25 protein-coding genes are annotated in these 24,521 nt (G+C 69.3%); 15 read left to right on the plus strand and 10 right to left on the minus strand.

Features of this window, described 5'->3' with window-relative positions; genetic code table 11:
* Positions 1 to 125 precede the first annotated feature (125 nt).
* From NS3_RS17200 to thpD, 7 genes are all read left to right on the plus strand, one after another.
* Positions 126 to 527, plus strand: coding sequence for an STAS domain-containing protein (locus NS3_RS17200; RefSeq protein WP_067860838.1), 402 nt, complete (start codon positions 126 to 128; stop codon positions 525 to 527).
* Between the two features lie 221 nt (positions 528 to 748).
* Positions 749 to 1,132, plus strand: coding sequence for an ATP-binding protein (locus tag NS3_RS17205; RefSeq protein ID WP_245649665.1), 384 nt, complete (start codon positions 749 to 751; stop codon positions 1,130 to 1,132).
* A 147-nt stretch (positions 1,133 to 1,279) separates the two neighbouring features.
* Positions 1,280 to 1,990: a response regulator transcription factor gene (locus tag NS3_RS17210; protein WP_067860840.1), complete on the plus strand. Its 711-nt coding sequence runs from the start codon at positions 1,280 to 1,282 to the stop codon at positions 1,988 to 1,990.
* Positions 1,991 to 2,289: 299 nt separating this feature from the next.
* A complete protein-coding gene (gene ectA, locus NS3_RS17215; RefSeq protein ID WP_245649666.1) occupies positions 2,290 to 2,796 on the plus strand; it encodes a diaminobutyrate acetyltransferase in 507 nt (168 codons plus the stop codon).
* Positions 2,793 to 4,094 (plus strand): diaminobutyrate--2-oxoglutarate transaminase, encoded by a 1,302-nt coding sequence (gene ectB, locus NS3_RS17220; RefSeq protein WP_067860842.1) that lies wholly within the window; start codon positions 2,793 to 2,795, stop codon positions 4,092 to 4,094. The genes ectA and ectB overlap by 4 nt, the downstream gene beginning before the upstream one ends.
* Positions 4,091 to 4,486, plus strand: a complete 396-nt coding sequence (locus tag NS3_RS17225) for an ectoine synthase (RefSeq protein ID WP_067860964.1) — start codon at positions 4,091 to 4,093, stop codon at positions 4,484 to 4,486. Before ectB ends, NS3_RS17225 begins: the two co-directional genes overlap by 4 nt.
* A gap of 50 nt (positions 4,487 to 4,536) precedes the next feature.
* Positions 4,537 to 5,403 carry an ectoine hydroxylase gene (gene thpD, locus NS3_RS17230; RefSeq protein WP_067860845.1) on the plus strand — a complete coding sequence of 289 codons (867 nt, stop codon included), beginning with the start codon at positions 4,537 to 4,539 and terminating at the stop codon, positions 5,401 to 5,403.
* Between the two features lie 105 nt (positions 5,404 to 5,508).
* Here thpD and erm read toward each other — a convergent pair whose 3' ends face one another.
* The 4 genes from erm to NS3_RS29160 all read right to left on the minus strand — a co-directional run bounded on the left by erm (position 5,509) and on the right by NS3_RS29160 (position 9,649).
* Positions 5,509 to 6,309 carry a 23S ribosomal RNA methyltransferase Erm gene (erm, locus tag NS3_RS17235; RefSeq protein ID WP_067860846.1) on the minus strand — a complete coding sequence of 267 codons (801 nt, stop codon included), beginning with the start codon at positions 6,307 to 6,309 and terminating at the stop codon, positions 5,509 to 5,511.
* A gap of 371 nt (positions 6,310 to 6,680) precedes the next feature.
* Entirely contained in the window at positions 6,681 to 8,321 is a 1,641-nt protein-coding gene (locus tag NS3_RS17240; protein WP_067860849.1) for a hypothetical protein, read from the minus strand.
* 157 nt (positions 8,322 to 8,478) lie between these two features.
* A complete protein-coding gene (locus NS3_RS17245; RefSeq protein WP_157101387.1) occupies positions 8,479 to 9,180 on the minus strand; it encodes a hypothetical protein in 702 nt (233 codons plus the stop codon).
* 139 nt (positions 9,181 to 9,319) lie between these two features.
* Entirely contained in the window at positions 9,320 to 9,649 is a 330-nt protein-coding gene (locus NS3_RS29160; protein WP_067860853.1) for a hypothetical protein, read from the minus strand.
* 139 nt (positions 9,650 to 9,788) lie between these two features.
* Between NS3_RS29160 and NS3_RS17255 the strand changes: the two genes are divergently transcribed.
* Positions 9,789 to 11,162 (plus strand): FAD-dependent oxidoreductase, encoded by a 1,374-nt coding sequence (locus tag NS3_RS17255; protein WP_067860855.1) that lies wholly within the window; start codon positions 9,789 to 9,791, stop codon positions 11,160 to 11,162.
* A 40-nt stretch (positions 11,163 to 11,202) separates the two neighbouring features.
* Here the strand turns inward: NS3_RS17255 and NS3_RS17260 are convergent, their stop codons facing one another.
* Complete coding sequence (locus NS3_RS17260) at positions 11,203 to 11,646, minus strand: nuclear transport factor 2 family protein (RefSeq protein WP_067860857.1); 444 nt, start codon at positions 11,644 to 11,646, stop codon at positions 11,203 to 11,205.
* Between the two features lie 66 nt (positions 11,647 to 11,712).
* Here NS3_RS17260 and NS3_RS17265 point away from each other — a divergent pair, with 66 nt between their 5' ends.
* From NS3_RS17265 to NS3_RS17280, 4 genes are all read left to right on the plus strand, one after another.
* On the plus strand, positions 11,713 to 12,975 hold the full coding sequence (locus NS3_RS17265) for an alpha/beta hydrolase family protein (RefSeq protein ID WP_067860859.1): 1,263 nt from the start codon (positions 11,713 to 11,715) through the stop codon (positions 12,973 to 12,975).
* 376 nt (positions 12,976 to 13,351) lie between these two features.
* Positions 13,352 to 13,681 carry an ArsR/SmtB family transcription factor gene (locus tag NS3_RS17270; RefSeq protein WP_067860861.1) on the plus strand — a complete coding sequence of 110 codons (330 nt, stop codon included), beginning with the start codon at positions 13,352 to 13,354 and terminating at the stop codon, positions 13,679 to 13,681.
* Between the two features lie 96 nt (positions 13,682 to 13,777).
* Positions 13,778 to 15,598 (plus strand): phosphoenolpyruvate carboxykinase (GTP), encoded by a 1,821-nt coding sequence (locus tag NS3_RS17275; RefSeq protein ID WP_067860863.1) that lies wholly within the window; start codon positions 13,778 to 13,780, stop codon positions 15,596 to 15,598.
* 2 nt (positions 15,599 to 15,600) lie between these two features.
* Positions 15,601 to 17,262 carry a SulP family inorganic anion transporter gene (locus NS3_RS17280; RefSeq protein WP_084495691.1) on the plus strand — a complete coding sequence of 554 codons (1,662 nt, stop codon included), beginning with the start codon at positions 15,601 to 15,603 and terminating at the stop codon, positions 17,260 to 17,262.
* Between the two features lie 153 nt (positions 17,263 to 17,415).
* Here NS3_RS17280 and NS3_RS17285 read toward each other — a convergent pair whose 3' ends face one another.
* Positions 17,416 to 18,162, minus strand: coding sequence for a maleate cis-trans isomerase family protein (locus tag NS3_RS17285; RefSeq protein ID WP_067860865.1), 747 nt, complete (start codon positions 18,160 to 18,162; stop codon positions 17,416 to 17,418).
* Positions 18,159 to 18,755 (minus strand): TetR/AcrR family transcriptional regulator C-terminal ligand-binding domain-containing protein, encoded by a 597-nt coding sequence (locus NS3_RS17290; protein ID WP_067860867.1) that lies wholly within the window; start codon positions 18,753 to 18,755, stop codon positions 18,159 to 18,161. Before NS3_RS17290 ends, NS3_RS17285 begins: the two co-directional genes overlap by 4 nt.
* 83 nt (positions 18,756 to 18,838) lie before the next feature.
* On the opposite strand from NS3_RS17290, the gene NS3_RS17295 reads away from it, so the two are divergent.
* Genes NS3_RS17295 through NS3_RS17305 form a run of 3 tightly spaced genes read left to right on the plus strand, consistent with a single transcriptional unit; the run spans position 18,839 to position 21,875 of the window.
* Positions 18,839 to 19,732, plus strand: coding sequence for a DUF4437 domain-containing protein (locus tag NS3_RS17295; RefSeq protein ID WP_067860869.1), 894 nt, complete (start codon positions 18,839 to 18,841; stop codon positions 19,730 to 19,732).
* 14 nt (positions 19,733 to 19,746) lie between these two features.
* Positions 19,747 to 21,210, plus strand: a complete 1,464-nt coding sequence (locus tag NS3_RS17300) for a dihydroorotase (protein WP_067860968.1) — start codon at positions 19,747 to 19,749, stop codon at positions 21,208 to 21,210.
* 2 nt (positions 21,211 to 21,212) lie between these two features.
* Entirely contained in the window at positions 21,213 to 21,875 is a 663-nt protein-coding gene (locus NS3_RS17305; protein ID WP_067860871.1) for an isochorismatase family protein, read from the plus strand.
* Between the two features lie 72 nt (positions 21,876 to 21,947).
* On the opposite strand, the gene NS3_RS17310 is transcribed toward NS3_RS17305, so the two are convergent.
* The 3 genes from NS3_RS17310 to NS3_RS29535 form a co-directional block, all read right to left on the minus strand.
* Entirely contained in the window at positions 21,948 to 22,520 is a 573-nt protein-coding gene (locus NS3_RS17310) for a neocarzinostatin apoprotein domain-containing protein (protein ID WP_157101388.1), read from the minus strand.
* A 79-nt stretch (positions 22,521 to 22,599) separates the two neighbouring features.
* Positions 22,600 to 23,220, minus strand: a complete 621-nt coding sequence (locus NS3_RS29530; RefSeq protein ID WP_067860875.1) for a neocarzinostatin apoprotein domain-containing protein — start codon at positions 23,218 to 23,220, stop codon at positions 22,600 to 22,602.
* The gene (locus tag NS3_RS29535) at positions 23,217 to 24,383 is read right to left on the minus strand and encodes a hypothetical protein (RefSeq protein WP_067860877.1); all 1,167 of its coding nucleotides are present in this window, start codon (positions 24,381 to 24,383) and stop codon (positions 23,217 to 23,219) included. Before NS3_RS29535 ends, NS3_RS29530 begins: the two co-directional genes overlap by 4 nt.
* Positions 24,384 to 24,521: the final 138 nt, after the last annotated feature.

Consider the following 24,521-nt stretch of genomic DNA (forward strand, 5'->3'; position numbering starts at 1 on the left):
TCGACCGCCAGGGTCAACCCCTCTCGGTGACAGGGCCGCCACGGCGTGCCAGACTGTAGACAGCTCGCGCGACCGTAGTCAGACCCAGCCGCACCGATCTGGAGCAGATCCAGGGAGGTTCTTCCATGGCAGTCGATGTCACGCTCACCATCCACCCCCGCGACACCGAGGCGAACCCGCCCGGTGTTCGGTATTCCTGCGCCCAGTTCCTCGACCGTGACCACCGTTGCGTGGTGGTCCGAATAGAAGGCGAGCTGGACGCGCTCGCCCAGCATCGGTTCTGTCAGGCGCTCGACAACGCGGTCCACTCCGACTGCGGTGCCGTCGTGGTGGATCTGCGTGCCACGTTGTTCCTGAGTTTGCGTGCCGCAGCCGCGCTGGGCGAGGTCCAAGCCCCGGCTGCCCTCCGGGGTATCGACGTCCGCGTCGTCACCGGGCGCCCGGAGATCGAGCGTTCGTTGGAGCTCACGGGCGTGCGCTGCCGATTCCACCGCTACCCGTCCATGCACGACGCACTCGCTCTCTGACCCTGTTGTCCCCTCAGGTCGCCGCCGTGTAACTGTTTGACCCTCGGAGGCGCCGGGTACGCGCCCTCCGAGCGTGGACCGGTCACCGGTGGTCGAGTCATCATCCGACCCCGGCAGGCCGTAGACGGACGGATGGCAGCGACGCGAACGAGGTGGCGATGGTTATGGGGGATCGGACGTGGCAACAGCCGACGACGGCGGCGACGACCATAGGAGTCCGAGTGCCCGCGCGACCCGAACAGCTCACCATGTTGCGGGCGCTGGCGGAGACGGTGGGACATATCGCGGACTTCGCGATCGACGAGGTCGCCGACATCAGATTGGCCCTCGACGAGGTGGCCACCGCGCTGGTTTCGGACGCTGTGCCGGGATCCGAGCTGGACTGCGAACTCGATTACGGCCAGGATCGGATGAAGGTCCGGGTTACCGGGGTGACGACGTCGAAGGAGGCCGTGGCCCAGACCGGGTTCGGCTGGCACATCGTCCGCACTCTCACCGAATCGGTCGAGGCCGTCCAGGAGCCGTATGATTTCCTGGCCCGTGGCTACCGCACGACCATCGATTTCGACTGGTCGCGGTGGAACTCGCGGCCCCGCCTGGTGTGATCGACGACCCGGCAACAGCGACGCGCACCACATCCCAGCAAACAAAGTTTACCGATCGGTCGGTTGGGGAAACCGATAGATCGGCATGTTTGCCGGAAGCGGACGTTTCCGACTTCTGCTTCCGACTGATTGCGAGGGATGAGGGTTTTGAGCGCGAACTTGATGATCGTGGACGACGACGACCGCATCCGCCGGGAATTGCGGGTAGCTCTGGAGGATGAAGGCTACGACGTCTCGGAGGCCCACGAAGCCGAAGACGCTCTGACCCGCCTGCGCAGTAACGGCGCCCCGGATGTGATGATCGTCGAATTGATGCTCGGCGACATGGACGGCTTCGAATGCATCCGGGAGATCCGCCGCGACCACGACGTGCCGATCATCGTCATCAGTTCCCGCGACGACACCCACGACGTCGTGGCCGCGCTCGAAGCGGGCGCCGACGACTTCGTCACCAAACCCTTCGAGATCAAAGAGATCTCCGCCCGGATGCGGGCCCTGCGCCGGCGGGCTCGGCTCGCGGCCGAACGCGACGCGCCCCGCGAGATCGCCCTGGACGCCGACGCGGAAGCGCCTCTGCTGCTCGACCGCGAGGGTGGGCTGGTCCGCCGTGGTGACGAGGAGATCAAGCTGACGCTGACCGAGTTCCGCCTGCTGTGTGAGCTCGCCGACGTGCCGGGGCGCGTGCTCAGCCGCGCGCAGTTGCTGGAAAAGGTCTGGGAAGAGAACTTCTTCGGCGACGAACGCATCGTCGATGTCCACATGCGCCGGCTGCGCACCAAGATCGAAACCGATCCCTCGGACCCGCGCATCGTCGTGACCGTGCGCGGCCTCGGCTATCGACTCGATCTGCCCAGATAAACCTCACGTTCGTACCCGAGCGTTGTGCGTGATGTCACGTTTGGCTGCGTCGAGCCCGGGCTACGAAACGTATTCGTAATGCAACCGCAAAGAGATCGACCAATTCACCGCAAAATTGGTTGGTGAAGCTGGATGCGTAGACAGACCACTTTGGGAGTTGTATGTCACCGCAAACCTTGTCCACATACACCGCGATTTCGAACACTGCCCTTCCGGACAACACCGAGCACACGCATGCCGCCCCCTCCCGGGGTGTCGCCACCACCGCGCGGCCGCGACCGGTGACGCCACCGTGGCAGGTGTCCGACCGTGTCGGCACCGCGCTGCTGCGGACCCCTCGAGTCGGTGACGCGGCGGATATCTGGCGGATCGCCAAGGAATCCCGGGTGCTCGACACCAACTCGAGTTACGCCTACCTGCTGTGGTGCCGCGATTTTCCCGGCACCACCGTGGTCGCCGAAGTCGACGGCAAGATCGTCGGTTTCGTCACCGGCTACCTGCGCCCGGAGCGTCCCGGCACGGTATTCGTCTGGCAGGTCGCGGTTTCGGCCGGCCAGCGCGGCCGCGGCACCGGCACGGCGATGATCGAGAATTTGCTCGATCGCGTCGCTCCGCACGGCGTCACGGCGCTGGAAACGACGATTTCCCCCGATAATCCCGCCTCGATCGCGATGTTCGCCGCCGTGGCCAGGCGTCGAGACGCGGAATTCACCAAGCGGCCCTTGTTCGAAGCGGACGTCTTCCCCGACGAGCACGCCGCGGAAGAGCTCTACGAAATTTCGCCTATCACCAAGGAGATTCGATGATCAGCGCGGATACGACCATTTTCGAGTCGCTGGAGTCCAATGTGCGCGGCTACTGCCGCTCCTGGCCGACGGTGTTCACCACCGCCCAGGGCGCATGGCTGCGCGACGAGGAGGGCAAGGACTTCCTGGACTTCTTCGCCGGTGCGGGCGCGCTGAACTACGGGCACAACAACCCCGTGCTCAAGCAGCCGTTGCTGGACTACATCGCAGGCGACGGCATCACCCACGGCCTGGATATGTCCACCGCGGCCAAACGCAAGCTCCTCGAAACTCTGCGCGACACGCTGTTCGCGCCGCGCGGACTGGACTACAAGGTGCAGTTCCCCGGCCCGACCGGCGCGAACGCCGTCGAGGCCGCGCTCAAGCTGGCTCGCAAGGTGACCGGCCGGGAAACCATCCTCAGCTTCACCAATGCCTTCCACGGCATGACCCTGGGCGCGCTGTCGGTCACCGGCAACGCCGCCAAGCGCGCGGGCGCGGGCGTTCCGCTGGTGCACGCCGCGCACATGCCCTACGACGGCTACTTCGACAACACCACCGCCGACTTCCAGTGGATGGAGCGGGTCCTCGACGACACCTCGTCGGGCTTCGACCGCCCGGCCGCGGTGATCGTGGAGACCGTGCAGGGCGAGGGCGGCGTCAACGTCGCGCGCGCCGAGTGGCTGCGTCACCTGGCCGAGCTGTGCCAGGAGCGCGAGATCCTGCTGATCGTCGACGACGTGCAGATGGGGTGCGGGCGCACGGGCCCGTTCTTCTCCTTCGAGCTCGCCGGCATCACCCCCGACATCGTGACGCTGTCGAAGTCGATCGGCGGCTACGGCCTGCCGATGGCGCTGGTGCTGTTCAAGCCCGAGCTCGACCAGTGGTCGCCGGGCGAGCACAACGGCACCTTCCGCGGCAACAATCCGTCGTTCGTCACCGCTCAGGTCGCGCTCGAGCACTTCTGGTCCGACGGCGCGCTGGAGGCCTCGACCAAGGCGAAGGGCGAACGCATCGCCGGCGAACTCGCCGCTGTCGCCGGGCAATTCCCCGGCCTGTCCAGTCGCGGTCGCGGACTTGTGCACGGCGTCGCCTTCGACGACCCCTCGCAGGCGGGCAAGGTGTGCCAGGTCGCGTTCGAGCGCGGTCTGCTGGTGGAGACCTCCGGGTCCAGCGACGAGGTGGTGAAACTGCTTCCGCCGCTGACCATCACCGACGAGGAGCTGGACGCGGGTCTGAAGATCCTCACCGGCGCCATCGATTCGGTGTGCACCGGCTGGGACCGCCCGGCTACGACCACGACGGGAGTGCGGGGATGATCGTTCGCACCACCGCCGAGATCACCGGCACCGACCGCGATGTCGCCGGCGAGGGCTGGCGAAGCAAGCGCATCGTCCTCGGCGGCGACGGCGTCGGGTTCTCCTTCCACGAGACCACCATCGCCGAAGGCACCACCCATGTGTTCCATTACCGGAACCACATCGAGGCGGTGTGGCTGATCGAGGGTGAGGGCACGCTGACCGACCTGGACAACGACCAGGTCTACGCGCTCGGCCCCGGCAGCATGTACCTGCTGAACGGTCACGAGAAGCATCAGCTGGTGGCGCGCACCCGGATGCGAATGATGTGCGTGTTCAATCCGCCGGTGACCGGGCAGGAAGTCCACGACGAGAACGGTGTCTATCCGCTGGTCGCGGTGCAGGCCGGCTGAGAGGAGCGACTGGAGTGTTGCAGCAGACCATCGATCGTGATTCTGATTCGATGGAACGCATGGATCGGTATCCCACCCGCAGGGCCGAGCCCGCGCCGCACATCCCGCGACGCGAACCGACCGTGTGGGGCGAGGGCAGCGGCGAACAGCTGTCGACCTACGATCGCGACGGTTTCGCTGTCGTGGATGCCCTGCTGAACCCGGACGAGGTGGCCGAGTTCCGTGCCGAGATCGAGCGGCTCATGGTCGATCCGGCGCTGGCCGACGACGACCGGGTGATCCGGGAGAAGGCGTCGAATCAGGTGCGCTCGGTCTTCGAGGTGCACAAGCTCAGCGCCGCGGTGGCCGATCTCGTCCGCGAGACCCGCATCGCCGGATTGGCGCGGCAGGTTCTCGGTTCCGATGTCTACCTGCACCAGACCCGGGTCAACTACATGCCGGGCTTCCGCGGCAGCGGGTTCTACTGGCACTCGGACTTCGAGACCTGGCACGCCGAGGACGGCATGCCCGCCCCCCGCGCGGTGAGCCTGTCGATCGCCATGACCGACAACTACCCGTTCAACGGCAGTCTCATGGTGATGCCCGGCTCGCACCGCACCTTCGTGCCGTGTGTCGGAGCCACTCCCGAGGGGCATTACCGGCAGTCGTTGCGCGAGCAGGAGATCGGTGTGCCGACCACTCAGGACGTCACCGTGCTGGCCGACCGCTGCGGTATCCGGCAGTTCACCGGCGCGGCGGGCTCGGCGCTGCTGTTCGATTCGAACATCATGCACGGCTCCTCGTCGAACATCACTCCCTTCCCACGCTCGAACATCTTCCTGGTGTTCAACAGCGTCGAGAACACCCTGGTGCAGCCGTACGCGGCGGCATCGCCGCGTCCGACCTACATCGCAAGCCGCGACTTCACCCCCGTGTGAGGCGCGACCGGCACCCCGGCGGGCCGGGCAGCTCGAAAAGCGCTGCCCGGCCCGCTGTTTCGTTGTCCCGACCGCGCTCTTCCGGCAGCAGGCGCGGGATTCGGGTCACGACAGTGCTCGGTACAGCGCGATCCAGTTGTCCGGCGCCACCGAGCCGACCGGCGCATTCGTCGCGATCGCGGCCCGCGCGAACGCCGCGCGCACCCGCCGCGAGGGCAACTGTGTGGCCAGTGACGCCGCCAGCGATCCGCCGACGCCGAGGAAACCGATGTCGACCAACTGCCGATACCGAGCCAGATCCCGGTCCGGCAGCAGCGGACGCTCGCGCCTGCGCAGATGCAGGACGGCGGCATCGACGCGCGGGACCGGCCGGAACCGGTCCCGACCGATACGCGGGCCGAGACTCATCCGCACCGTCGGCCAGTGTGTGACGGTCAGTTTCGGCCACCGTTGGTAGTCGCCGGAGTACTTGCGGGCGAACTCCTGTTGGGTGAGCAGCGTGGCCGAGGTCAGCTCGCGAGCGGTCAGACACCAGCGCAGGATGTCGGTGCTCGCCGCGAACGGGATGTTGGCGACCACCGCGAACGGCTCGGCGGGAGCGCGGACATCGCGGAAATCCACGTGGTGACAACGGATTCGGTCGTCACCGGCATAGCGTGCCCGCAACGCGGCGGCGTAGCGGGGATCGATCTCGTAGGCGAGCACGCGGCGCGCCACACCGAGCAATTGGCCGGTGAGCATGCCGCCGCCCGGCCCGATCTCGAGCACCAGATCGCCGGCGGTGATGCCGGAAGCGCGCACGATCGTGCGCGCGGCGGCCGCGTCGGCGAGGAAGTTCTGGGAGAAGTGTTTGCGGGCGTCGGCCCGGGAGTGGGCAGGACGCGACGAACGACGATGGCGGGACATGGGTGTCCTTGTCAGGAGTGGCCGAATCAGGAAGGTGATTCGCCCGGACCCATGCCGGGGCACGACGAGACGCCGCGCGAAGCGGTCGGCTCGATGCGGTCAGCGCCGTGGGGCGCCCGGTCGGTGACCGGTCAGCAGCTGATTCCCGTGGCGGTGCGGTGCGCCGGCGCAGGCCGGGCAGTCGCGCGCAACCGGATGAAGAAGGCGCGCACTGCACACGCCGCGGGTGACAAAGTGCCCATGCGCCACACCGTATCGCCGGGCGCACCGCTCGATCCACCGAATTTCCGGTCGGCCGATCGAGAACGCGGCTACCCGGCCGGACCGGTGGGTGCGTCGATTCTTTGCCGGCGCCTCAGGGTGCCGACGCTTCAGGAATGCAGCGCCTGGTCCGCCTCGGCCGCCCGGACCCGCCACCGCGCGGCTTCGGCGGAATCGCCGCGGCGGTCGAGAAGCTCGGCCAGCAGCGCCATCGAACGGGACTCACCGTGCTGCGCCGCGACCCGCCACCAGCCCTCGGCGGCGGTGTGCTCACCGCGCCGGAACAACAGCACCGCCAGGTCGTGAGCGGCTCCGGCGTGTCCCGCCTCGGCCGCCTGCGCCCACAGACCGCACGCCTGCTCGTCCTCACCACGGTCGTACATGCCCGTGCCCAGGTCGTAGAGCGCGTTACGGTAGGCGGCGCCGGGCTCGTCGGTCTGCGCCGTCGGTCGTGCCGGCGCGACGTCCGTCGTCGCGGACCACGCCTGCTCCGATTCCGGTGCGGTCTCGGCACTGCTCGGCCACGCCACATCGTGCGCCTGGCGAGGATCGGCTGCGGGGGCCGACGTGCTCGCCCACGCCGATTCCGTCGCGGGTTCGGTCGCGGGTTCGGTCGCGGAGGAACCCGCGGACTCCCACAGCTCGTCGAACGAGGGGATCGGCAACGATGGGATCGGCACCGGGGGGATCGACTCGGCCGACCGGCCGGGCTCCGGGACCGCGACCACGTCGTCGGCTCCCCGGGCAGCCTCGGGCAGGGCCTCCCAAACCGATCCGGGCTGCGAGTCCGGCAAGGCGGTGAGCCTGACCGGGGCCGGCTCGGACGCGGGACGAGACTCGGGCCGGGCGGACACCGCACCCCACGGCGGTGGGGTGTACTTCATCGTCATGGTGGCGTTCTCGTCGACGAACGGTGAGGTGGGCTCGGTCGGCGGCGCGGTTTCCCCGCGCCGGACCTGCCGCTCCTTGGGCACCCGGGTATCGGTGAGCCGGTCGTCGGCGTAGGCGCTGTCGGTGTACGGGGTTTCCGCGTACGGCGTCTCCGCGGGCGCGGGCGCGGGCGCGGGGTCGGCGTAGGCCTCGGGCGAGATCCATTCCGAGACGGCCGGGCTCTCCCCGGTCGTGTGGTCGGCCCGCTCCCCGGACTCGGCCGGGGATTCGAGGGGCTCGGCGGTCTCGGGGCTCTCGGGGGGCTCGGCCGTGTCGGCGGCGGCCTGTCCGGACGGCTCCCGTGTGCCCGGCCGCACCGGAGCGATGCCGACGCCGACGACGAGGTTGGCGAAATTCGGCGGGCCCTCGCCCAGACTGCACCACAGCGCGACGATGTCGTTGGGAATGTCCTCCACGAGCATCCCGTAGTTGCCCGTCCAACTGCGGTGCGCGCCGGTCTGGTCCACCCAGACCGGGGTCAGCGAGAACACCGCGTCCGCTCCGGTCGGGACGAGTTCGACGGTCACGCCGCGGGCGAGCGCGTCGCTCCAGATGTCGACCCCGGTGAGCTTGTGACCATCCAGCTCGATGTAGCCCTGCAGCACCGAGAGTCCGAGACCGTGCCCGCGCAGTCCCGCAGGCGGAGCCTGCGACAGCAGTGTCATGTACAGCAGGATCGGCTCGGTACCGATGCGATCGGTGTACATCGGATAGACCATGCTGCCGTTCCAGAGGATCGGCTCGGAACCGGTGTAGCGGGCCGCCAAGGGCTGTTCGCCTGCCGGATTCCGCTGGTGCCACGGGGAATACGGCTCGTTCATATGCTGGCCTTCCGCTTCGCGCCCGAATCTGCGCACCGCCTCCCGCAAGGGCGCGGCGGCATGAGCGTACTCGGCGCGTGCCGGGGTGGCGCGACGATCCCACGGCGTGCGAATCGGACAGGCGCGGTGCGTGCCGGGCGCACGACGACGGTCCTGCTCATTTCGGGGTGTGCCGCCAATCCACGCGTTGCAGGGTCGACCAGTCGTCGCCCGCCCACTCCCAGATCAGCCGCGCGACGATCGCCGGATCCGACACCGTGGTCGCGAAATAGTGGTCGCGTCGTCGGCTGTCGTGGATCTCGAGGGTGTAGTCGACCGCGGAGTTGCGGTAGGTCTGGATGAAGGTCTGCTCGTCGTGCGGCTTGCCGACGATGAGGAACGGTGTCGCGGCCAGGGTGTCCAGGTTGGGCACCCAGGTGTGGATCTCCCGCTCGGTCATCGACGAGTAGGTGTGCTCGCCACCGATGTCGACCTCCACCTCGCGGTGTTCCACGGTCTGCTCGGGCGCCGGGCCGTCGCTGTAGGGGCGCGCATCGTAGAGCTCGTAGTCGAACCCGGTGATCAGATCCTGCAGCAGCTGCCGCACCGGCGCGGCCGCGTTGTCCAGTGCGCCCGGCACCCGTGGCCGGTCGCCCCGGTCCGCGGAGGTCACCCGCACCGCGTACCCGGCCGCCTCGATCCGGACTCCGGCATGCGGGCGCGAAGCCAGCACCGCCGTGTTCCAGGCCTGCAATCCGGCGACGACGACCAGACGGAGATCGTCGTCGAGGGGTCTACCGGCCTGCGCCCGTAGATAGTCCGGGATTTCCCCGGGCGTGCGGATCGCGCCGACCGGCACGACCACATACTCGAAACTCACATCCACAACGTAACTTCCGCCGGGCCCGCGCGGGAGGGTCCGGACGAGGCAACCTGACTTCGGGGGTATCGAATTCGCGCGCCGTGCCGCCGACATGCCGCGAATCGTGACCGGAACGGTGCGAAACCGGCCGACGGAGTCATGGCGGAGGGGGAGCGGGGGCCACGGTGGCCGAGACTGTCGCGCCGCCCGGTCGCGGAGTCGGGGCCGAAGGCGCGGGCACGACGGTCGCCGCGGGCAGCGTCTCCGGGGACCCCGCGGAGCGGACCGGCACCAGCCCGGCGACCGCCACGATCAACCCCACCGCCGTCAACCCCAGGCCGGTATCGATCATCAGTCTGCCGGTCCCGCCGCGAGCCTGCGGCGGCCGTGTCGTATGCCAGGCGCCGGCGAAGACGAAGGCCAGTATCGCCGCCACGATCAGGCACACTCCCGTTCCGGCCAGCACTTCACGCACCGCGCCGCCCACCCCGCTCTCCTCGCCCCGACCGGCCCTCGGCCCGCCGCACGCGGGCGCAGGGACGGACCGATCCCCGGCGAACCGGAAATTAACGCACCGGCCGGGTCGTCGCAAACCCTGAACGCGACGACACCGTAGCGTGACGGACATGAGCGAACACCTGGTCGTCATCGGGGCCGACGCGACCGGAATGGCCGCGGCGTCACAGGCCCGCCGTCACCTCGGCTCGCAGGCAATGCGCATCACAGTCTTCGAATCCGGCGGCTTCACCTCCTACTCCGCGTGCGGCATCCCCTACTGGGTCGGCGGGCTCGTCGAGGACCGCGACGACCTGATCGCGCGCACCCCGGAGGAACACCGCGAGCGCGACATCGACGTGCGCCTGCACACCGAAGTGATCGAACTCGACGTGCCGGGCAAGCGGGTGCGCAGCCGTGCGCGCGACACCGGCGAGGAATCCTGGACCGGCTACGACAAGCTCGTCATCGCCACCGGCGCGCGACCGATCCGCCCCGATCTGCCGGGCATCGATGCCGAGGGCGTGCACGGCGTGCAGACCCTCGACGACGGCCAGGCACTCATCGACACCCTCGAGCACACCGAGGGCAGGCGCGCGGTCGTCATCGGCGCCGGCTACATCGGTGTGGAGATGGCCGAGGCGCTCATCCAGCGCGGCTATCAGGTGCGGGTGCTGGACCGCGGCTCCGCGCCCATGTCCACCCTCGACCCGGAGATGGGGGCGAAGGTGGCCGAGGCCATGCGCGGCATCGGCATCGAGGTGATCTGCGAGGCCGAAGCCGTCGCCGTGCGTACCGACGCCGACGGCCGGGTCCGCGCGGTCGCCACCGGTGACGCCGAATATCCCGCCGACGTGGTCGTGCTCGGCCTCGGCGTGCGCCCGAACACCGAATTGGCCCGCGCGGCGGGGCTGCCGCTGGGGGAGTACGGCGGTCTGCTCACCGATCTGTCGATGCGGGTGCGCGGCCACAGCGACATCTGGGCGGGCGGTGACTGCGTCGAAGTGCGTGACCTGGTCTCCGGGCGCGATCGCCACATTCCTCTCGGCACCCACGCCAACAAGCACGGCCAGGTGATCGGCGCCTGCCTGGCGGGTGGGTACGCGAGCTTCCCCGGGGTCGTGGGTACCGCGGTCAGCAAGATCTGCGCACTCGAGGTCGCACGTACCGGTCTGCGGGAGCGCGACGCCCGCGACGCCGGTCTGCAGTACGTGACGGCGACCATCGAGTCCACCAGCCGGGCCGGGTACTACCCCGGCACCGCGCTGATGACGGTGAAGATGCTCGCCGAACGCCACACCGGGCGTCTGCTCGGTGTGCAGATCGTCGGCAAGGAGGGCGCGGCCAAACGCGTGGACATCGCCGCGGTCGCCCTGACCGCGGGCATGACCGTGGAGCAGATGACCGCCCTCGACCTCGGCTACGCGCCGCCGTTCTCCCCGGTCTGGGATCCGGTGCTGGTGGCCGCTCGCAAGGCGGTCAAGGCGGTGCGGGAGCGCGGCTGAGAACGTGCCCCGCTGACAACTCGTAGCCGGGGACGACGGACTACTGCCGGGGGACCTCGGCGGCGAGGAACATGTAGCTCTTCTCCTCGGTGCGGGTACGGATGCGCCAGTTGCCCTCGACCCTGGCGAAGGTGTCCAGGTACCACAGCCCGCACAGCATCATCTGCTGCGCGCCGTCCGGTCCGCCGATCACCATCGGGTTCTGGCACATCGTGCGCCCGGTGGCGGTGTCGCCGTCGATGGTGAGCGAGGAGTTCGAGATGAGGTGCTGGAAGGCGGGGAAGTGCGGCAGCGTGGCCGACAGGAACGCCTTGGTCGCCGCCAGATCGCCGGCGGGGCCGCCCATCGCGGTGTAGTCGATATGGGCGTCGGCGGTGAACAACTCGTCGAGCAGATCCCATCGTCGGGTGTCGATGGCATGGGCGTAGCGGACCATCAGATCCTCGATCTCCAGGCGGTCGGAGATCTCCTGCAATGACAGCATCGGCGTGATTCTGCACTATCGGCGAAGGCGCGGCAGGCAATTCGGCGACGCGACTATGGTGGGCTGATGAGCACCGACGGTTGTCTCATCGCGCGCCACGGTTGTCCGCCCGCCACCCCGGCAGGCCGGATCGGGCGTGTGCTGACGAGCGTGTTCGCGGCTCTGCTGCTGGTGCTGTCGGCGGCGTGCGGCTCCGACGGCGAGGGCCGCGAGCAGCAGGCGTCCCCGCGCGGTGAGGTGGTCTCGGTGACTCCGATATCGACCATGACCGCTGCCGAAACCACGGAATTCCTCGCCGACCGCACCCTCGAGGCCCCGGTCCGCAACGGCGTCGAAGCCTCCCGTGTCGAGTATCGAACCATCGACGCGACCGGGCAGCCGACGACGGCAACCGGCCTGCTCGTCCTGCCCGACACCGACGTCGGCGAACTGCGCATCATCAGCTACGCGCACGGAACCATCCTGCGCAAGGACGAGGCGCCCTCGGTCGGCGGCGCGAACGATCGGGCCCGCACGATCGCGTTCGCCGCGGGCGGCACCATCGGCGTCGCCCCCGACTATCTCGGTCTCGGCGAAGGCCCCGGCCGTCACCCCTACGTCCATGCCCCGACCGCGGCCAGCGCCTCCCTGGACCTGCTGCGTGCCGCTCGCACGCTGGCCGAGGAACGCGGTCACACCGTCGCCCCCGAGGTCTACATCGTCGGCTTCTCCCAGGGTGGCCAGGCCGCCACCGCACTCGCCCGGGAACTGCACGACAATCCGGACACCGGCTTCGCTGTCGGCGCTCTCTCGGCCGTCAGCGGCCCCTACGACATTCGCGAAGCCCAGACACCCGCCGCGTTCGACGGCCGGGTCAGCCCGCGTGCCGCCGTGGTCTACCTCGCCTATTGGATCACCGCGATGAACCCGATCTACCGCGTCTACGACGATCCCTCCGAGGCGTTTCTGCCGCCCTACGCCGACCACGTCGAGGAACTCTTCGACGGATACCACGGTGTCTTCGACATCGCGGGCCGGCTGCCGGAGACGCCCCAGGAACTGCTCACCCCCCGATTCCTGGAGTGGGCGATAGAGCCGACCGGCCCCGCCCTGCAGGCGATGAACGACAGCGACGGCACCTGCGAATGGACCACCGACGCGCCAGTCCGCCTCTACGCCTCCACCGCCGACCGCAGCGTCCCCGCCACCAATACCGAGGAGTGCCTCGAGACGCTGCGCGGGGAACGCGTCGAGCGCATCGATCTCACCCCGATGGACCACGGCGCGACCGCCCGTGCGGCGATCGCGGAGACTGTGCTCTGGTTCGATCGGCTCGTCACCGCCGGGTGAGAGCTTCGCGTCTCGTGGAAGTCCGCGTCGTCGTGAGAAACGGAAGGTGCCGCCGGATGGGGGAGATCCGGCGGCACCTGATTCGGGTTGCGACTCGCAGGGGGACGAATCGCGTGCCAGCCGGGGGGAGTAGCTGGCTGATTGCCAGGCTACTCCCGGAGTCGCATCGCCGCAGCCGTTTTGATCTGATCGAAATCTTCGCCGCGGATGCCGCCGGTTGTCGGCCGGGAGGGCGCGCGGCGGCGTGCCCGGAGCCGATGGGCGGCACGCTGGCGCCCTGCTTTGCTGTTTGCTAAACTATGCAATCGACGCCCGCGATCCGTGCGGCACCGTCCGTCTCGCGGAACCGTCCGCCTATCGAAGGAAGTGGCCGATCATGCCTGGACTGAGCAGGCCGCTCTATCAGATGAAGGCCGACTTCTTCAAGACTCTCGGCCACCCCGTCCGCATCCGCGTCCTGGAACTGCTCAGCCAGCGCGAGCACGCGGTGTCGGAGATGCTCGCCGAGATCGGCGTGGAGGCGGCGAACCTGTCGCAGCAGTTGTCCATCCTGCGCCGCGCCGGCCTGGTGACCGCTCGCCGCGAAGGGCTCTCGGTCACCTACGAACTCGCCACCTCCGAGGTCGCCCAACTCCTGGCCGCCGCGCGCGCCATCCTCACCGGGGTGGTAGCGGGGCAGGCCGAAGCGCTCGAGCAACTGGCTTAGCGCGCCTGCCGGATCCGTGTCAGGGGGCGCCCGCGCCCAATGATTGCAGCTTTTCTAAACTAGTTACATTGCATCTTTGTGAAGGAGCGATTCGCCATGACCGATTCCATCGCCACCGTGTTTGCGCCGACCACGCATGAGGCGGTGCAGGCGTGGGTGGCCGAGGTCGCCGACCTCACCGCCCCGGCCGAGATCGTCTACTGCGACGGCTCGCGCGCGGAATGGGACCGGCTCACCGGCCTGCTGGTCGAGAAGGGCACCTTCGTGCCGCTCGAGGCCAAGCCGAACTCCTTCTGGTGCATCTCCGACCCCGAAGACGTGGCCAGGGTCGAGGACCGCACGTTCATCTGCTCGGAAGACCCCTCCGACGCCGGCCCGACCAACAACTGGGTCGACCCGGTCGACATGCGCACGGTGATGACCGAGCACTACCGCGGGGCGATGTCCGGTCGCACCATGTACGTGATCGCGTTCTGCATGGGCCCGATCGACGCCGACGACCCGAAGATCGGCGTGCAGATCACCGACTCGGAATACGTCGCGGTCTCCATGCAGATCATGACCCGCTCCGGCGCGCCGGTGTGGGATCTGCTCGGCGACGGCAGGGACTTCGTGAAGTGCCTGCATTCGGTCGGCGTCCCGCTGGCGCAGGGCCAGGCCGACGTGCCGTGGCCGTGCGACACCACCAAGTACATCTCGCACTTCCCCGAACGCAGGGAGATCTGGAGCTACGGCTCCGGCTACGGCGGCAACGCGCTGCTGGGCAAGAAGTGTTTCGCGCTGCGCATCGCCTCGGTCATCGGCCGCGACGAGGGCTGGCTGGCCGAGCACATGCTGATCCTGAAACTGACCTCCCCGCAGGGCAGGACGCACTACATCGCCGCGGCGTTCCCCTCGTCCTGCGGCAAGACCAACCTGGCCATGCTCGAGCCCGCACTGCCCGGCTGGAAGGCCGAGACGGTCGGCGACGACATCGCCTGGATGCGTTTCGGCGCCGACGGCAGGCTCTACGCGGTGAACCCGGAGGCCGGCTTCTTCGGCGTCGCGCCGGGAACCGGAGCCAAGACCAATCCGAACGCGATCGCCACCATCGAACGCGGCAACTCGATCTTCACCAATACCGCCCGCACCGACGACGGCGACGTGTGGTGGGAGGGCCTGACCGACGACAAGCCCGCGCACCTGATCGACTGGCGGGGCCGGGACTGGACTCCGCAGTCCGGTGTTCCCGCCGCGCACCCCAACTCGCGCTACTGCACCCCGATCGAGCAGTGCCCCTCGGTGGCCCCGGAATGGAACGATCCGGCCGGCGTGCCGATCTCGGCGATCTTCTTCGGCGGCCGTCGCGCCACCACCATCCCGCTGATCGCCGAATCCTTCGACTGGAACCACGGCGTGTTCACCGCCTCGGTGCTCTCCTCGGAGACCACCGCCGCGGCCGCCGGCGCGGTCGGTGTGGTGCGGCGTGACCCGATGGCGATGCTGCCGTTCCTGGGGTACCACGTCGGCGACTACTTCGCGCACTGGCTGTCGATGGCGCAGCGCGAGGGCGCGCAGCTGCCGAAGATCTTCCAGGTCAACTGGTTCCGTCGCAGCCCGGAGGGCGCGTTCCTGTGGCCCGGCTTCGGTGACAACGTGCGCGTGCTCGAGTGGGCGCTGAACCGTCTGGACGGCACGGCCGAGGCCGAGTGGACGCCGATCGGCAATGTGCCCACCGTCGGGTCGCTGGATCTGTCCGGCCTGGACGAGCAGGAGCGGGAACTGGCCGCCCAAGCGCTGGCCGTCGACATCGACGAATGGGTGAACGAGACCCGATCCATCGACGAGTGGTACGCCACCATCGGCGGCAACCGGTTGCCCGAGGAACTGCGCGAGCAGCTCGCGGCGCTGAAATTGCGTCTGGCGGCCAGGAGATGAGCATGCGCGCACTGTTGCCCTCGTGGTCGGAGTGGCGTCCCGCCGTCCGCGCGCCCGGCGCGGACCTGATGGCCGGGCTCATGGTCGCGCTGGTCGCCTTGCCGCTGGCGCTCGGTTTCGGCATCAGCTCCGGCCTGGGCGCGGCCGCGGGCCTGGCCACCGCGGTCATCGCCGGTGCGATCGCCGCGGTCTTCGGTGGCTCCCGGTTCCAGGTGTCCGGCCCGACCGGCGCGATGACGGTCGTGCTGGTGCCGATCTTCCATCAGCACGGCGCGAGTGGCGTGCTGACCGTGGGGTTGATGGCAGGCGTGGTCCTGGTGGTGCTGGCCCTCGCACGCGTCGGCCGGGCGGTGCGCTACATGCCCGCTCCGGTGATCGAGGGGTTCACCGCGGGTATCGCGGTGGTCATCGCGCTGCAGCAGTTCCCCGCGGCTCTGGGCATCGAGCACACCGAGGGCGAGAAGGTGTGGCAGGTCGCCTTCGACGCTGTGCGTGAGTTCCTCACCCACCCCCACCTCACCTCCCTGGTGACGGCTCTGGTGGTCGCGGCGGCGGTGCTCGTCGGCGGCCGCTACCTGCGGCGGCTACCCATGGCGCTGCTCGCGGTGGCCGCGGCCACCGTGGCGGCTCAGGTCTTCGACCTGGACCTCCTCGCGATCGGCGCGATCCCCGCCGGATTGCCCGCTCCCAGCCTCGAATTCGTCTCCTTCGACCAGTTGGGCACGCTGATCGGCCCGGCGCTGGCCGTGGCGGCACTGGCCGCGCTCGAGTCGCTGCTGTCGGCGACCGCGGCGGACTCGATGGCGGTCGGCACCCGCCACGACCCCGACCGGGAACTGCTCGGACAGGGCCTGGCCAATATCGCCGCTCCGATGTTCGGCGGTGTCCCGGCCACCGGCGCGATCGCCCGTACCGCCGTCAACGTGCGCGCCGGCGCTCGCACCCGGATGGCCGCGCTGTTCCACGCCGTGGTGCTCGCCGCCATCATCTACCTGGCCGCGCCGCTGGTCGCCCACATCCCACTGGCCGCCCTGGCGGGCGTGCTGCTGGCCACCACCGTGCGGATGGTCGAAACCGCGTCTCTGGCCGCGATCGCCCGCGCTTCCCGAGGTGACGCGGTCATCATGGTGATCACCTTCGGCGTCACCGTCGCCACCGATCTGGTCACCGCCGTCGCGGTCGGCGTCGCGATCGCCATCGCACTCGCGCTGCGATCGGTCGCCAAGGAGGCGCGGCTGCAGCAGGTTCCGCTCGACCTGCCCGCCGCCGACACCGAGCACCTCGCCGAAGAGCACCGTCTGCTGCACGACCACATCGTGGCCTACCGCATCGACGGACCGCTGTTCTTCGCCGCCGCCCACCGCTTCCTGCTGGAACTGACCGAGGTGGCCGATGTCAAGGTCGTCATCCTGCGGATGTCGCAGATCACCGCTCTCGACACCACCGGCGCTCTCGTGCTCGCCGACGCCATCGGCAAGCTCGAACACCGCCACATCACGGTGCTGATGTCCGGCCTGCGCGAGGACCACCGCCGCCGGCTCGCCGCCATCGGCGCCCTCCCCGCGGGTGGCGACGACCAGATCTTCGACAACACCCCCGACGCCATCGCCTACGCCCGTGATCACCTGACCCCGACCACCTCCGTCGGGGAGCCCGTCGGCTGAGCGCCCGGATGCCCGGTGCGACGCTGCCCCACCGTCGCACCGGGCATGCGCCGGCGTCTCGGTCCTGCCGGGCGCCGGGGCTCGGCGAGTTCTTCCCGGTCCCCGAACCACCGGTTCGGACGGAATGCCTCGCGGCGCCGAGTTGCCGCGGCCTCAGTGTTCCCGAAGCAGCGAGCCCGCGCCCATGGGCACCCGGTCGTCGAAACCGTGCTCGCGCAGCGCGTGCCACAGGGTGGCCGCGTTGATGGCGACCACCGGCTTGCCGAGTTCGGCTTCGAGTGCGTCGGCTTGTGCGACGAAGGACAAGTTGGTGCCGACCTGGACGATGGCGTCGGCGTCGGCGCTGTCGATGTCGGTGACCGCATCGCGGATGCGTTCGGGGGTTTCGCGGGCGATCTGCTGGGCGGTGGGGCAGCGCAGGCCGGTGATCGCGGTGACCTCGAAGCCTGCCTCGGTGAAGAAGCGGGCGACTTCCTTGTCGGCGATGGGCTGGTAGGGGGAGAAGACCGCGATGCGGCGGCACCCGAGTTCGTGCAGGGCGGCACGGCAGGCCGAGGCGCCGGTGGTGACCGGTAGGCCGGTGCGCTCGCGCAGGCGCTGTTCGAAGGAGGTGTTGCCTTCCACTCCGCCCCAGAAGGTTTCCGCGGACATGCCCATGACCATGCGATCGGGTTCGGCGGTGAGCACATCGCGCACGGCGGTGTCGATGGAGGCGCGGATCTGGCCGAGCAGGGCCTGGAAGTCCTCGTCGTCGCCCATCACCGGGTTCGGTATGTACATGGAGCCGGCCCGGTAGCTGATGCCCGGCAGACCCGCGCGCCAATAGTCGTGCTCGACAACGGTATTGGTGCTGGGGACGATGACTCCGAAGACGGCGCGGGGGCCGACGACATTGGTCACGGGACGTTCTCCTCGATTTCCCGGGTCCGGGCGATGCGCTGGGTCCGGGCCAGGACGTGACCGACCGCGCGGTGGGCCCGGTCGCGGTCGACCGCGTGGTCGAGCAACAGCGCCTCGACCAGCAGCGGCGAGACGATCGTCATGGCCGCTTCCTCGATGTAGTCCTCGTCGGTGGTGCCGTGCGCGTGGAACGCGGCGTGGAAGGGCGTCAACAGATCCTCGACGTAGCGCAGGCGCAACTCGGTGCAGGAGGGATCGGTGGCCGAGGCGGTGACCAGTGCGCGCAGGAAGGCGCCGACGGGCTTGTCGCGCAACCGATCACACAGCAGATCGACCGCGGCGTGCAGATCGGCGGCGAGGTCGCCGCTGGGCCGGGCCGGCGGATCGGGGGCGACGGCGATGAGCGCGGCGAGGAAGTCCCGCGGCGTGGGCCAGTGCCGGTAGACGGTGGACCGGGCCACTCCCGTGACGGAATGCAGCCGCGCGGGAGTCAGGGCGTTCGCGCCCTCGGTGAGGAGCAGTTCGAGCGCGGCGGTGAGCACGATCGCCTCGGTGTCGGCGGCAGGTCCGGCGGGTCGTCCTGGTCTGGTCACGGATTTAACGATACATCTTGTGTCTGAAATTATTAATTGCTACGTTCTGTATCGGAAAGCCGGAGTCATCCCAGGAGGCCGCCATGCGCGCCCATGTCGAAATCATCGACGAAAAAGACCTGATCTGGCACGTTGCCGAATTCCGGCACGCGACGGGCACCGCCGAGCAACGCAATCTCAGCTACGACGAGGAAGACGGATCCGCCTCGCTGAAGGTGCGATTCACCAGTGACTGGTCCCGGCCCGCCGGCGTGCACCACGCCGAGACCGAGTGGTACGTGCTCTCGGGCAGCGTGACGATCGGCGACACCGAACTCGGCGCGCAGGGGTACTGGCACGCGCCGATCGGCGTGCTGACGCCGGCCCTCGCGGTCGCCGAGGGCACCGAGATCCTGCTGTTCCGTGAAGGGGCGGCCTGGCAGTTCGACCCGGCCGACGCCGGCTGGGACACCGTCCGTCCCGACCAGCAACTCGTCGTCCTGAACACCGCCGAGATGCCGTGGATCGATGTGAAGGACGGCAGCCCGATGCGTTTCGATCTGGGCGGCACGCCGGTGCCCGGCCTCTACATCAAGCTGCTGCACCGCGACGTGACCACCGGCTTCTACACCCGGCTGATCAAGGCCAAGCCGGGCTGGCGCGAAGTGCCGCTGGCCCATCACCCCTGCAGCGAGGAGGCGTACTGCCTCGACGGCGGATTCGAGTACAACTACGGAAAGATGTGGCCCGGCGCGTATTTCTGGCGGCCCGCGCTGATCCGGCACGGCGACTTCACCGCCGACGCCGACAAGGGCTGCACCTGGCTGCTGCGCTCGGACGCCGACCTCGTGGACTGGTACACCGACAACTCCCGCGTCGTCATGACCGGTGACCCCACCAACTGGGGTGCGGGCTACCCCGGCACCATGGCGCCCGCCTACGTCCAGCCGGTCCGGTCCCGCTCGATCGGGCCGTGGACCGACCCCGGCTACCAGTGAAAACGGAGTGCAAGGTGTCGACGATCGATCTGTTGATCCGGAATGCGCGCGTGGTGCGTCCCGGACAGGACACCCTCGATGCTCCGCCGCCGCTGGACATCGCGGTCACCGACGGCACGATCAGCGCTGTCGGCGCGGATCTGCCCGCGTCGGGCGCCGGGCGCGTCGTGGACGCCGATGGCCTGCTCGCCTTCCCCGGAGTGGTCGACGGCCACCAGCACTGGGGCATCTACCGCGACTTGGCCGAGGACACCGACAGTGAGAGCCGTGCGTGCGCGCAGGGCGGGGTGACCACCTCGCTGACCTACATGCGGACCGGCCGCTACTACCTGAACCGGGGCGGGTCGTACCGGGACTTCGTGCCGCTCGCACTCGATGCCATGGCCGGTCGATCCTTCGTCGACCACGCGCTGCACCTGGCCCCGATGACCGCCGAGCACATCGCCGAGATCCCCGCCCTGGTGGAGGATTTCGGCGTCACCTCGTTCAAGATCTTCATGTTCTACGGCGGTCACGGGCTGCACGGCCGTTCCGACGACCAGGCGGGCTTCCTGATGATCGGCCCGGACGAGCGCTACGACCTGGCCCATTTCGAGTTCGTCATGCGCGCGTTGACGGCCGCGCGCGCTCGATACGGCGACACGATCTCGCTGTCGCTGCACTGCGAGACCGCCGAGATCATGGCCGCCTACACCGAGATGGTCGAGCGCGACGGCACTCTCACCGGCCTGCGCGCCTACAGCGCCTCGCGTCCGCCGCACTCGGAGGGTCTGGCGATCACCATGGCCTCCTATCTCGCCCACGAAACCGGTTTGGCCGGCATCAATCTGCTGCACCTGTCCTCGGCGAAAGCGGTCGACGCGGCGCTGCGGATGGCCGCGACCTTCCCGACGGTGGACTTCCGGCGCGAGGTGACCATCGGCCATCTGCTCGCCGACGTGGACACCGCGCACGGGATCGGCGGCAAGGTCAACCCGCCGCTGCGCGAACGCGACGATGTCGAGGCGCTGTGGCGGCACCTGCTCGCGGGCGACATCGACTGGGTGGTCAGCGATCACGCCTGTTGTCGCGACGAACAGAAGTTCGGCGACGATCGTGACGACGTGTTCGCCGCCAGATCGGGTTTCGGCGGTGCGGAGTACCTGCTGCCCGGCCTCGTGGGCGAGGGACGCAAGCGCGGAGTGGCGCTGTCGCGGATCGCGGAACTGACCTCGTGGAATCCGGCGCGGCGCTACGGACTGACCGGCAAGGGGGATATCGCCGTCGGGTTCGATGCCGATATCGCGCTCGTCGATCCGGACGCGCAGTGGACCGTGCGCGCCGCCGATTCCGAATCCGCCCAGGAATACACCCCGTTCGAAGGCTTCGACATGACCGCCAGGGTCACCGACGTCTTCCTACGCGGACACCGGATCTGCGAGAACGGCCGGGTGACCGGCGATCCGCGGGGCGCCTACCTGCACCGGCACCGGGCGTGATCATGGAGGATCCTGCCATCGCCGAAGCGCTCGGCGCCGACTACGCGCACGCGGGATTCGGCGGCGTACTGGAACCGGGCGCCCGTCCCGCCTTGGTGCTCGTCGACCCCGCCCGGGCCTACATCGACCCCGGGTGCTCGCTCTACGCGGGCGTCGAACAATCGGTCGAGGCGATGCGGATTCTTCTGGCGGCCGTGCGCGCCGCCGGTTTCCCGGTCATCGTGACCGAGGTCAGGCTGCGCGCGGACGGCGCGGACGCGGGCGTGTTCTTTCGCAAAGCGCCCAGCCTGCGCGCGTTCTGCGAGGGCAGCCCGTTCGCCGAACTCATCGACGGCCTCGCGCCCCTGCCCGGCGAACTGCGGCTGATCAAGAAGTACCCGAGCGCGTTCTTCGGCACCACGCTCGCCTCGTATCTGTCCGCCGCGCGCATCGACACGGTGCTGATCGCGGGCTTGTCCACGAGCGGTTGTATCCGCGCGACCGCGCTGGACACCATGCAGAACGGATTCGTTCCGATCGTCGTCGCCGACGCGGTCGGCGATCGCGATCCCGCGGTGCACGCCGCGAACCTGTTCGACATCAGCCAGAAGATAGGTGAGGTGTGGGATCTGGCGCGCGCGCTGGAATACCTTGCCGCCACCGCGAGATCGCACGGCGAGTCCTGAACGACAGCGCGCCGGTAGACTTCGCGAGGAATCCCCGAGGCGGTAGGAACACCTCGGGGATTCGATCTCTCCCTAGCTCGTGCCGGAACGCCTGCGCAGGAACACCGCCGCGCCGGCTCCGGCCACCACCACAACGACGACCGCCGCGCCGATGATGAACGGCGTGTTGCCGGAGTCGTCCTCATCGGCGGCAGCCGCTTCCGGCGTCGCGGCCGGCTCGTCCTCGGCAGCCCCGAAGTCCAGCGGCAACGAGGTGATGATGCTCGACGGGTTGGTCAGGCTCGTTACCGCGAGGGTGCAGGCGCCCGCCGCGCTCGCGCAGTCGACGCCGCCGATCTGCGGGGCCAGGGTGATCGCGTCCTTTCCTTCGTTGGCCTGCCACACCCCCGTGGCATCGGCGGCGCCCATGAGGGCGGTCGGCAGGCTGCAATCGGTCGGGGCCACGACCTGCGCCTTGCACTGTCCGACGGTGACCATCGGCAGGTTCGGTGGAAGTCCCGCCAGCGACACCTTGACCGAATCACCCGCCTGCACGGGCTTCTTGTCGACCTGCAGGGTGGGTTCGGCGTTGGCGGCCGGGGCGAGCGCGAGCCCGCCGACGGCCAGTGCCATGACCGCGCCGACGCGGAATCTCGTTGCTGTCATGACGTGCCTATCGCGCTCGCGCCGAGGACCGCGGCGCCGGTGGCCGCGACCGGAGTCCCTGGCCGGGTGTTGACGAACTTCATTCTTCCTCCTGGGTTTTCCCAACAGTCGCGGGCCTGACGACTGCCAGCGCCGCGACGATCAACAACAGCACCGCCGTGGCGGACCACAGCGGTGCGGATGGTCCGGACAAGTCCTCGGCGCTCGCGTTCGCGGCCACCGGCGGCTCTTCCACGCCGCCGGCGAATCGCGTTCCGGCGAACCCGATGAGCACGGAGACCGAATTGGGCAACCGGATCGCGTCGGGCTCGGTGCCGGGTAGCGGGCCTGCCGCGATCACGCATTGCTGCTCGGCGCAGTCGACATCGCTGAACTCGGGCCGCGCGAGAAGCGTCAGCTCGCCGAAGGTGCCGTCCTCGCCGATATTGACGAAAGTCGCGCCGCCTTCGAGATCGCAGTCGGTGAGTCCGTTGGTGAATCCGTGCTTGCACAGGCCGACCGCGACGGCCGACAAGCCGGGCCGGAACCCGGCTCCGCTGACGGTGACCTCCTGCCCCTCCCGCAGGTCGCTGGTAGCGCTGACGTGCAGAACGGCGGCGGGGTCGTCGGCGTGCGCGGTGATCGGCGAGGCGAGAACGCCCGCGCTGATCATCACCGCGGGCAGGGCGAGGCGTAGCAGTCCGTGTGCCGAGGTGGTCACGGGTGATCTCCTTCCGATGAGAGGCCCGGTCGCGCAGCGCTGATCATCGACCCGGCGGTGAGGGCCAGGACCGGGAACACGGCCAGGGTGATCGCGGTGCCCGCGCCGACCACCTCGCGCAGGGCATCGGCGATCGCGAGCCCGGCCACGGCCCCGAGCCCGCCCACGCACACCGCGCGGGCGGACGAACGAGCCGTGCCGCTCACGGCCGCGATGCGGTCCAGATCGACGACCGCGCGGGCGGACGCCGCCAGGCTGACCGCGAGTCCGGCCGCGGTGGTGCCCGATCCGGGTGCGACCGCGACGAGCAGCAGCCCGCCCGCGGCGGTGACCAGGAGCAACGGGACCGACACCGGGCGCAGCGGAAGCACGACCGTCACCAGCGCGGTCATCGCGGCCGCGCCGATCAGCGGCATCTGGTCCGCGCCGAGGACCTCCCAGCGGTGCGCGAGCACATGCGTGGCGGAGGTGACGGCCGCGCCCACCGCGAATCCGGCCGCGCCGTAGCCGAACAGCGCACGCCGGACCGATCCGGGTGGGGGCAGGCCCACCGGTAGGTGCCACGAGTGGGTCGAGGCAGACACGGCGAGGATGCCGAACGCGGTCGCCGCCATGCCGGCGATCAGCAGTCCCGTCATCGGATCCGGATAGAACGCCCCGCTCAGGGCTGTCGCCGCGAGCAGCCCCAGCCAGGTGACGGCATGGCGCGCGGTGCGGGCGCCGCCGCCGAGTTCGGCGAGGCGGATCCGGCCCGTGGTGTAGGTGATGCTGATCAGCGCGCCGGCGAGCAGGGTGCCCACGCAGAACGGGATCGGCGCTGTCGCCACGCCGGTGAGGATGAGCGCGGCGCCCGCGCCGAGCGCCGACCATGCGCCTGCCCGCGCGGAGGTGAGCCGCAGCAGCCGGGGGACGGCCAGTGCGGTGAGACAGCCCAGCAGCGCCGCGGTCAGGACGATGTAGCCGATGACTTCGCCCGGCACGCCGATGGTTCCGGCGATCGGCTTGGCCATCAGGAGCATCTGTCCGCCCCCGACCGGGACGGTGACCGCGGCCGCCGCGGCAAGCGACCACACGAGCAGGACCTCGGAACGTGCGGGGGCGGTGTTCGAGTCCGGCGCGGCCGGAGCGGGGGAGTGCGCGACGGTGGTTCGCTCGGACACCATGCCTCCAGTGGGTGTTTCGCTATGAGAAACGTAGTTTCTCATATGGGGTATTGAATCCGTGGCGAAGTGGAAGTGTCAAGGTGTGAAAACGGCTGGAAACACGAACGTTTCATCGGGCCGCGATCGGCTCCCGGGGGG

This window comes from Nocardia shimofusensis NBRC 100134 (assembly GCF_001613125.1).
GTDB lineage: Bacteria > Actinomycetota > Actinomycetes > Mycobacteriales > Mycobacteriaceae > Nocardia > Nocardia shimofusensis.

Bases quoted from the DNA above. Each gene is read 5' to 3' on its own strand.
- NS3_RS17200 (WP_067860838.1), top strand. From the start codon at position 126: ATGGCAGTCGATGTCACGCTCACCATCCACCCCCGCGACACCGAGGCG.
- ectB (WP_067860842.1), top strand. From the start codon at position 2,793: ATGATCAGCGCGGATACGACCATTTTCGAGTCGCTGGAGTCCAATGTG.
- NS3_RS17225 (WP_067860964.1), top strand. From the start codon at position 4,091: ATGATCGTTCGCACCACCGCCGAGATCACCGGCACCGACCGCGATGTC.
- thpD (WP_067860845.1), top strand. From the start codon at position 4,537: ATGGAACGCATGGATCGGTATCCCACCCGCAGGGCCGAGCCCGCGCCG.
- erm (WP_067860846.1), bottom strand. From the start codon at position 6,309: ATGTCCCGCCATCGTCGTTCGTCGCGTCCTGCCCACTCCCGGGCCGAC.
- NS3_RS17240 (WP_067860849.1), bottom strand. From the start codon at position 8,321: ATGAACGAGCCGTATTCCCCGTGGCACCAGCGGAATCCGGCAGGCGAA.
- NS3_RS17255 (WP_067860855.1), top strand. From the start codon at position 9,789: ATGAGCGAACACCTGGTCGTCATCGGGGCCGACGCGACCGGAATGGCC.
- NS3_RS17260 (WP_067860857.1), bottom strand. From the start codon at position 11,646: ATGCTGTCATTGCAGGAGATCTCCGACCGCCTGGAGATCGAGGATCTG.
- NS3_RS17265 (WP_067860859.1), top strand. From the start codon at position 11,713: ATGAGCACCGACGGTTGTCTCATCGCGCGCCACGGTTGTCCGCCCGCC.
- NS3_RS17270 (WP_067860861.1), top strand. From the start codon at position 13,352: ATGCCTGGACTGAGCAGGCCGCTCTATCAGATGAAGGCCGACTTCTTC.
- NS3_RS17275 (WP_067860863.1), top strand. From the start codon at position 13,778: ATGACCGATTCCATCGCCACCGTGTTTGCGCCGACCACGCATGAGGCG.
- NS3_RS17280 (WP_084495691.1), top strand. From the start codon at position 15,601: ATGCGCGCACTGTTGCCCTCGTGGTCGGAGTGGCGTCCCGCCGTCCGC.
- NS3_RS17295 (WP_067860869.1), top strand. From the start codon at position 18,839: ATGCGCGCCCATGTCGAAATCATCGACGAAAAAGACCTGATCTGGCAC.
- NS3_RS17305 (WP_067860871.1), top strand. From the start codon at position 21,213: ATGGAGGATCCTGCCATCGCCGAAGCGCTCGGCGCCGACTACGCGCAC.
- NS3_RS17310 (WP_157101388.1), bottom strand. From the start codon at position 22,520: ATGACAGCAACGAGATTCCGCGTCGGCGCGGTCATGGCACTGGCCGTC.
- NS3_RS29535 (WP_067860877.1), bottom strand. From the start codon at position 24,383: ATGGTGTCCGAGCGAACCACCGTCGCGCACTCCCCCGCTCCGGCCGCG.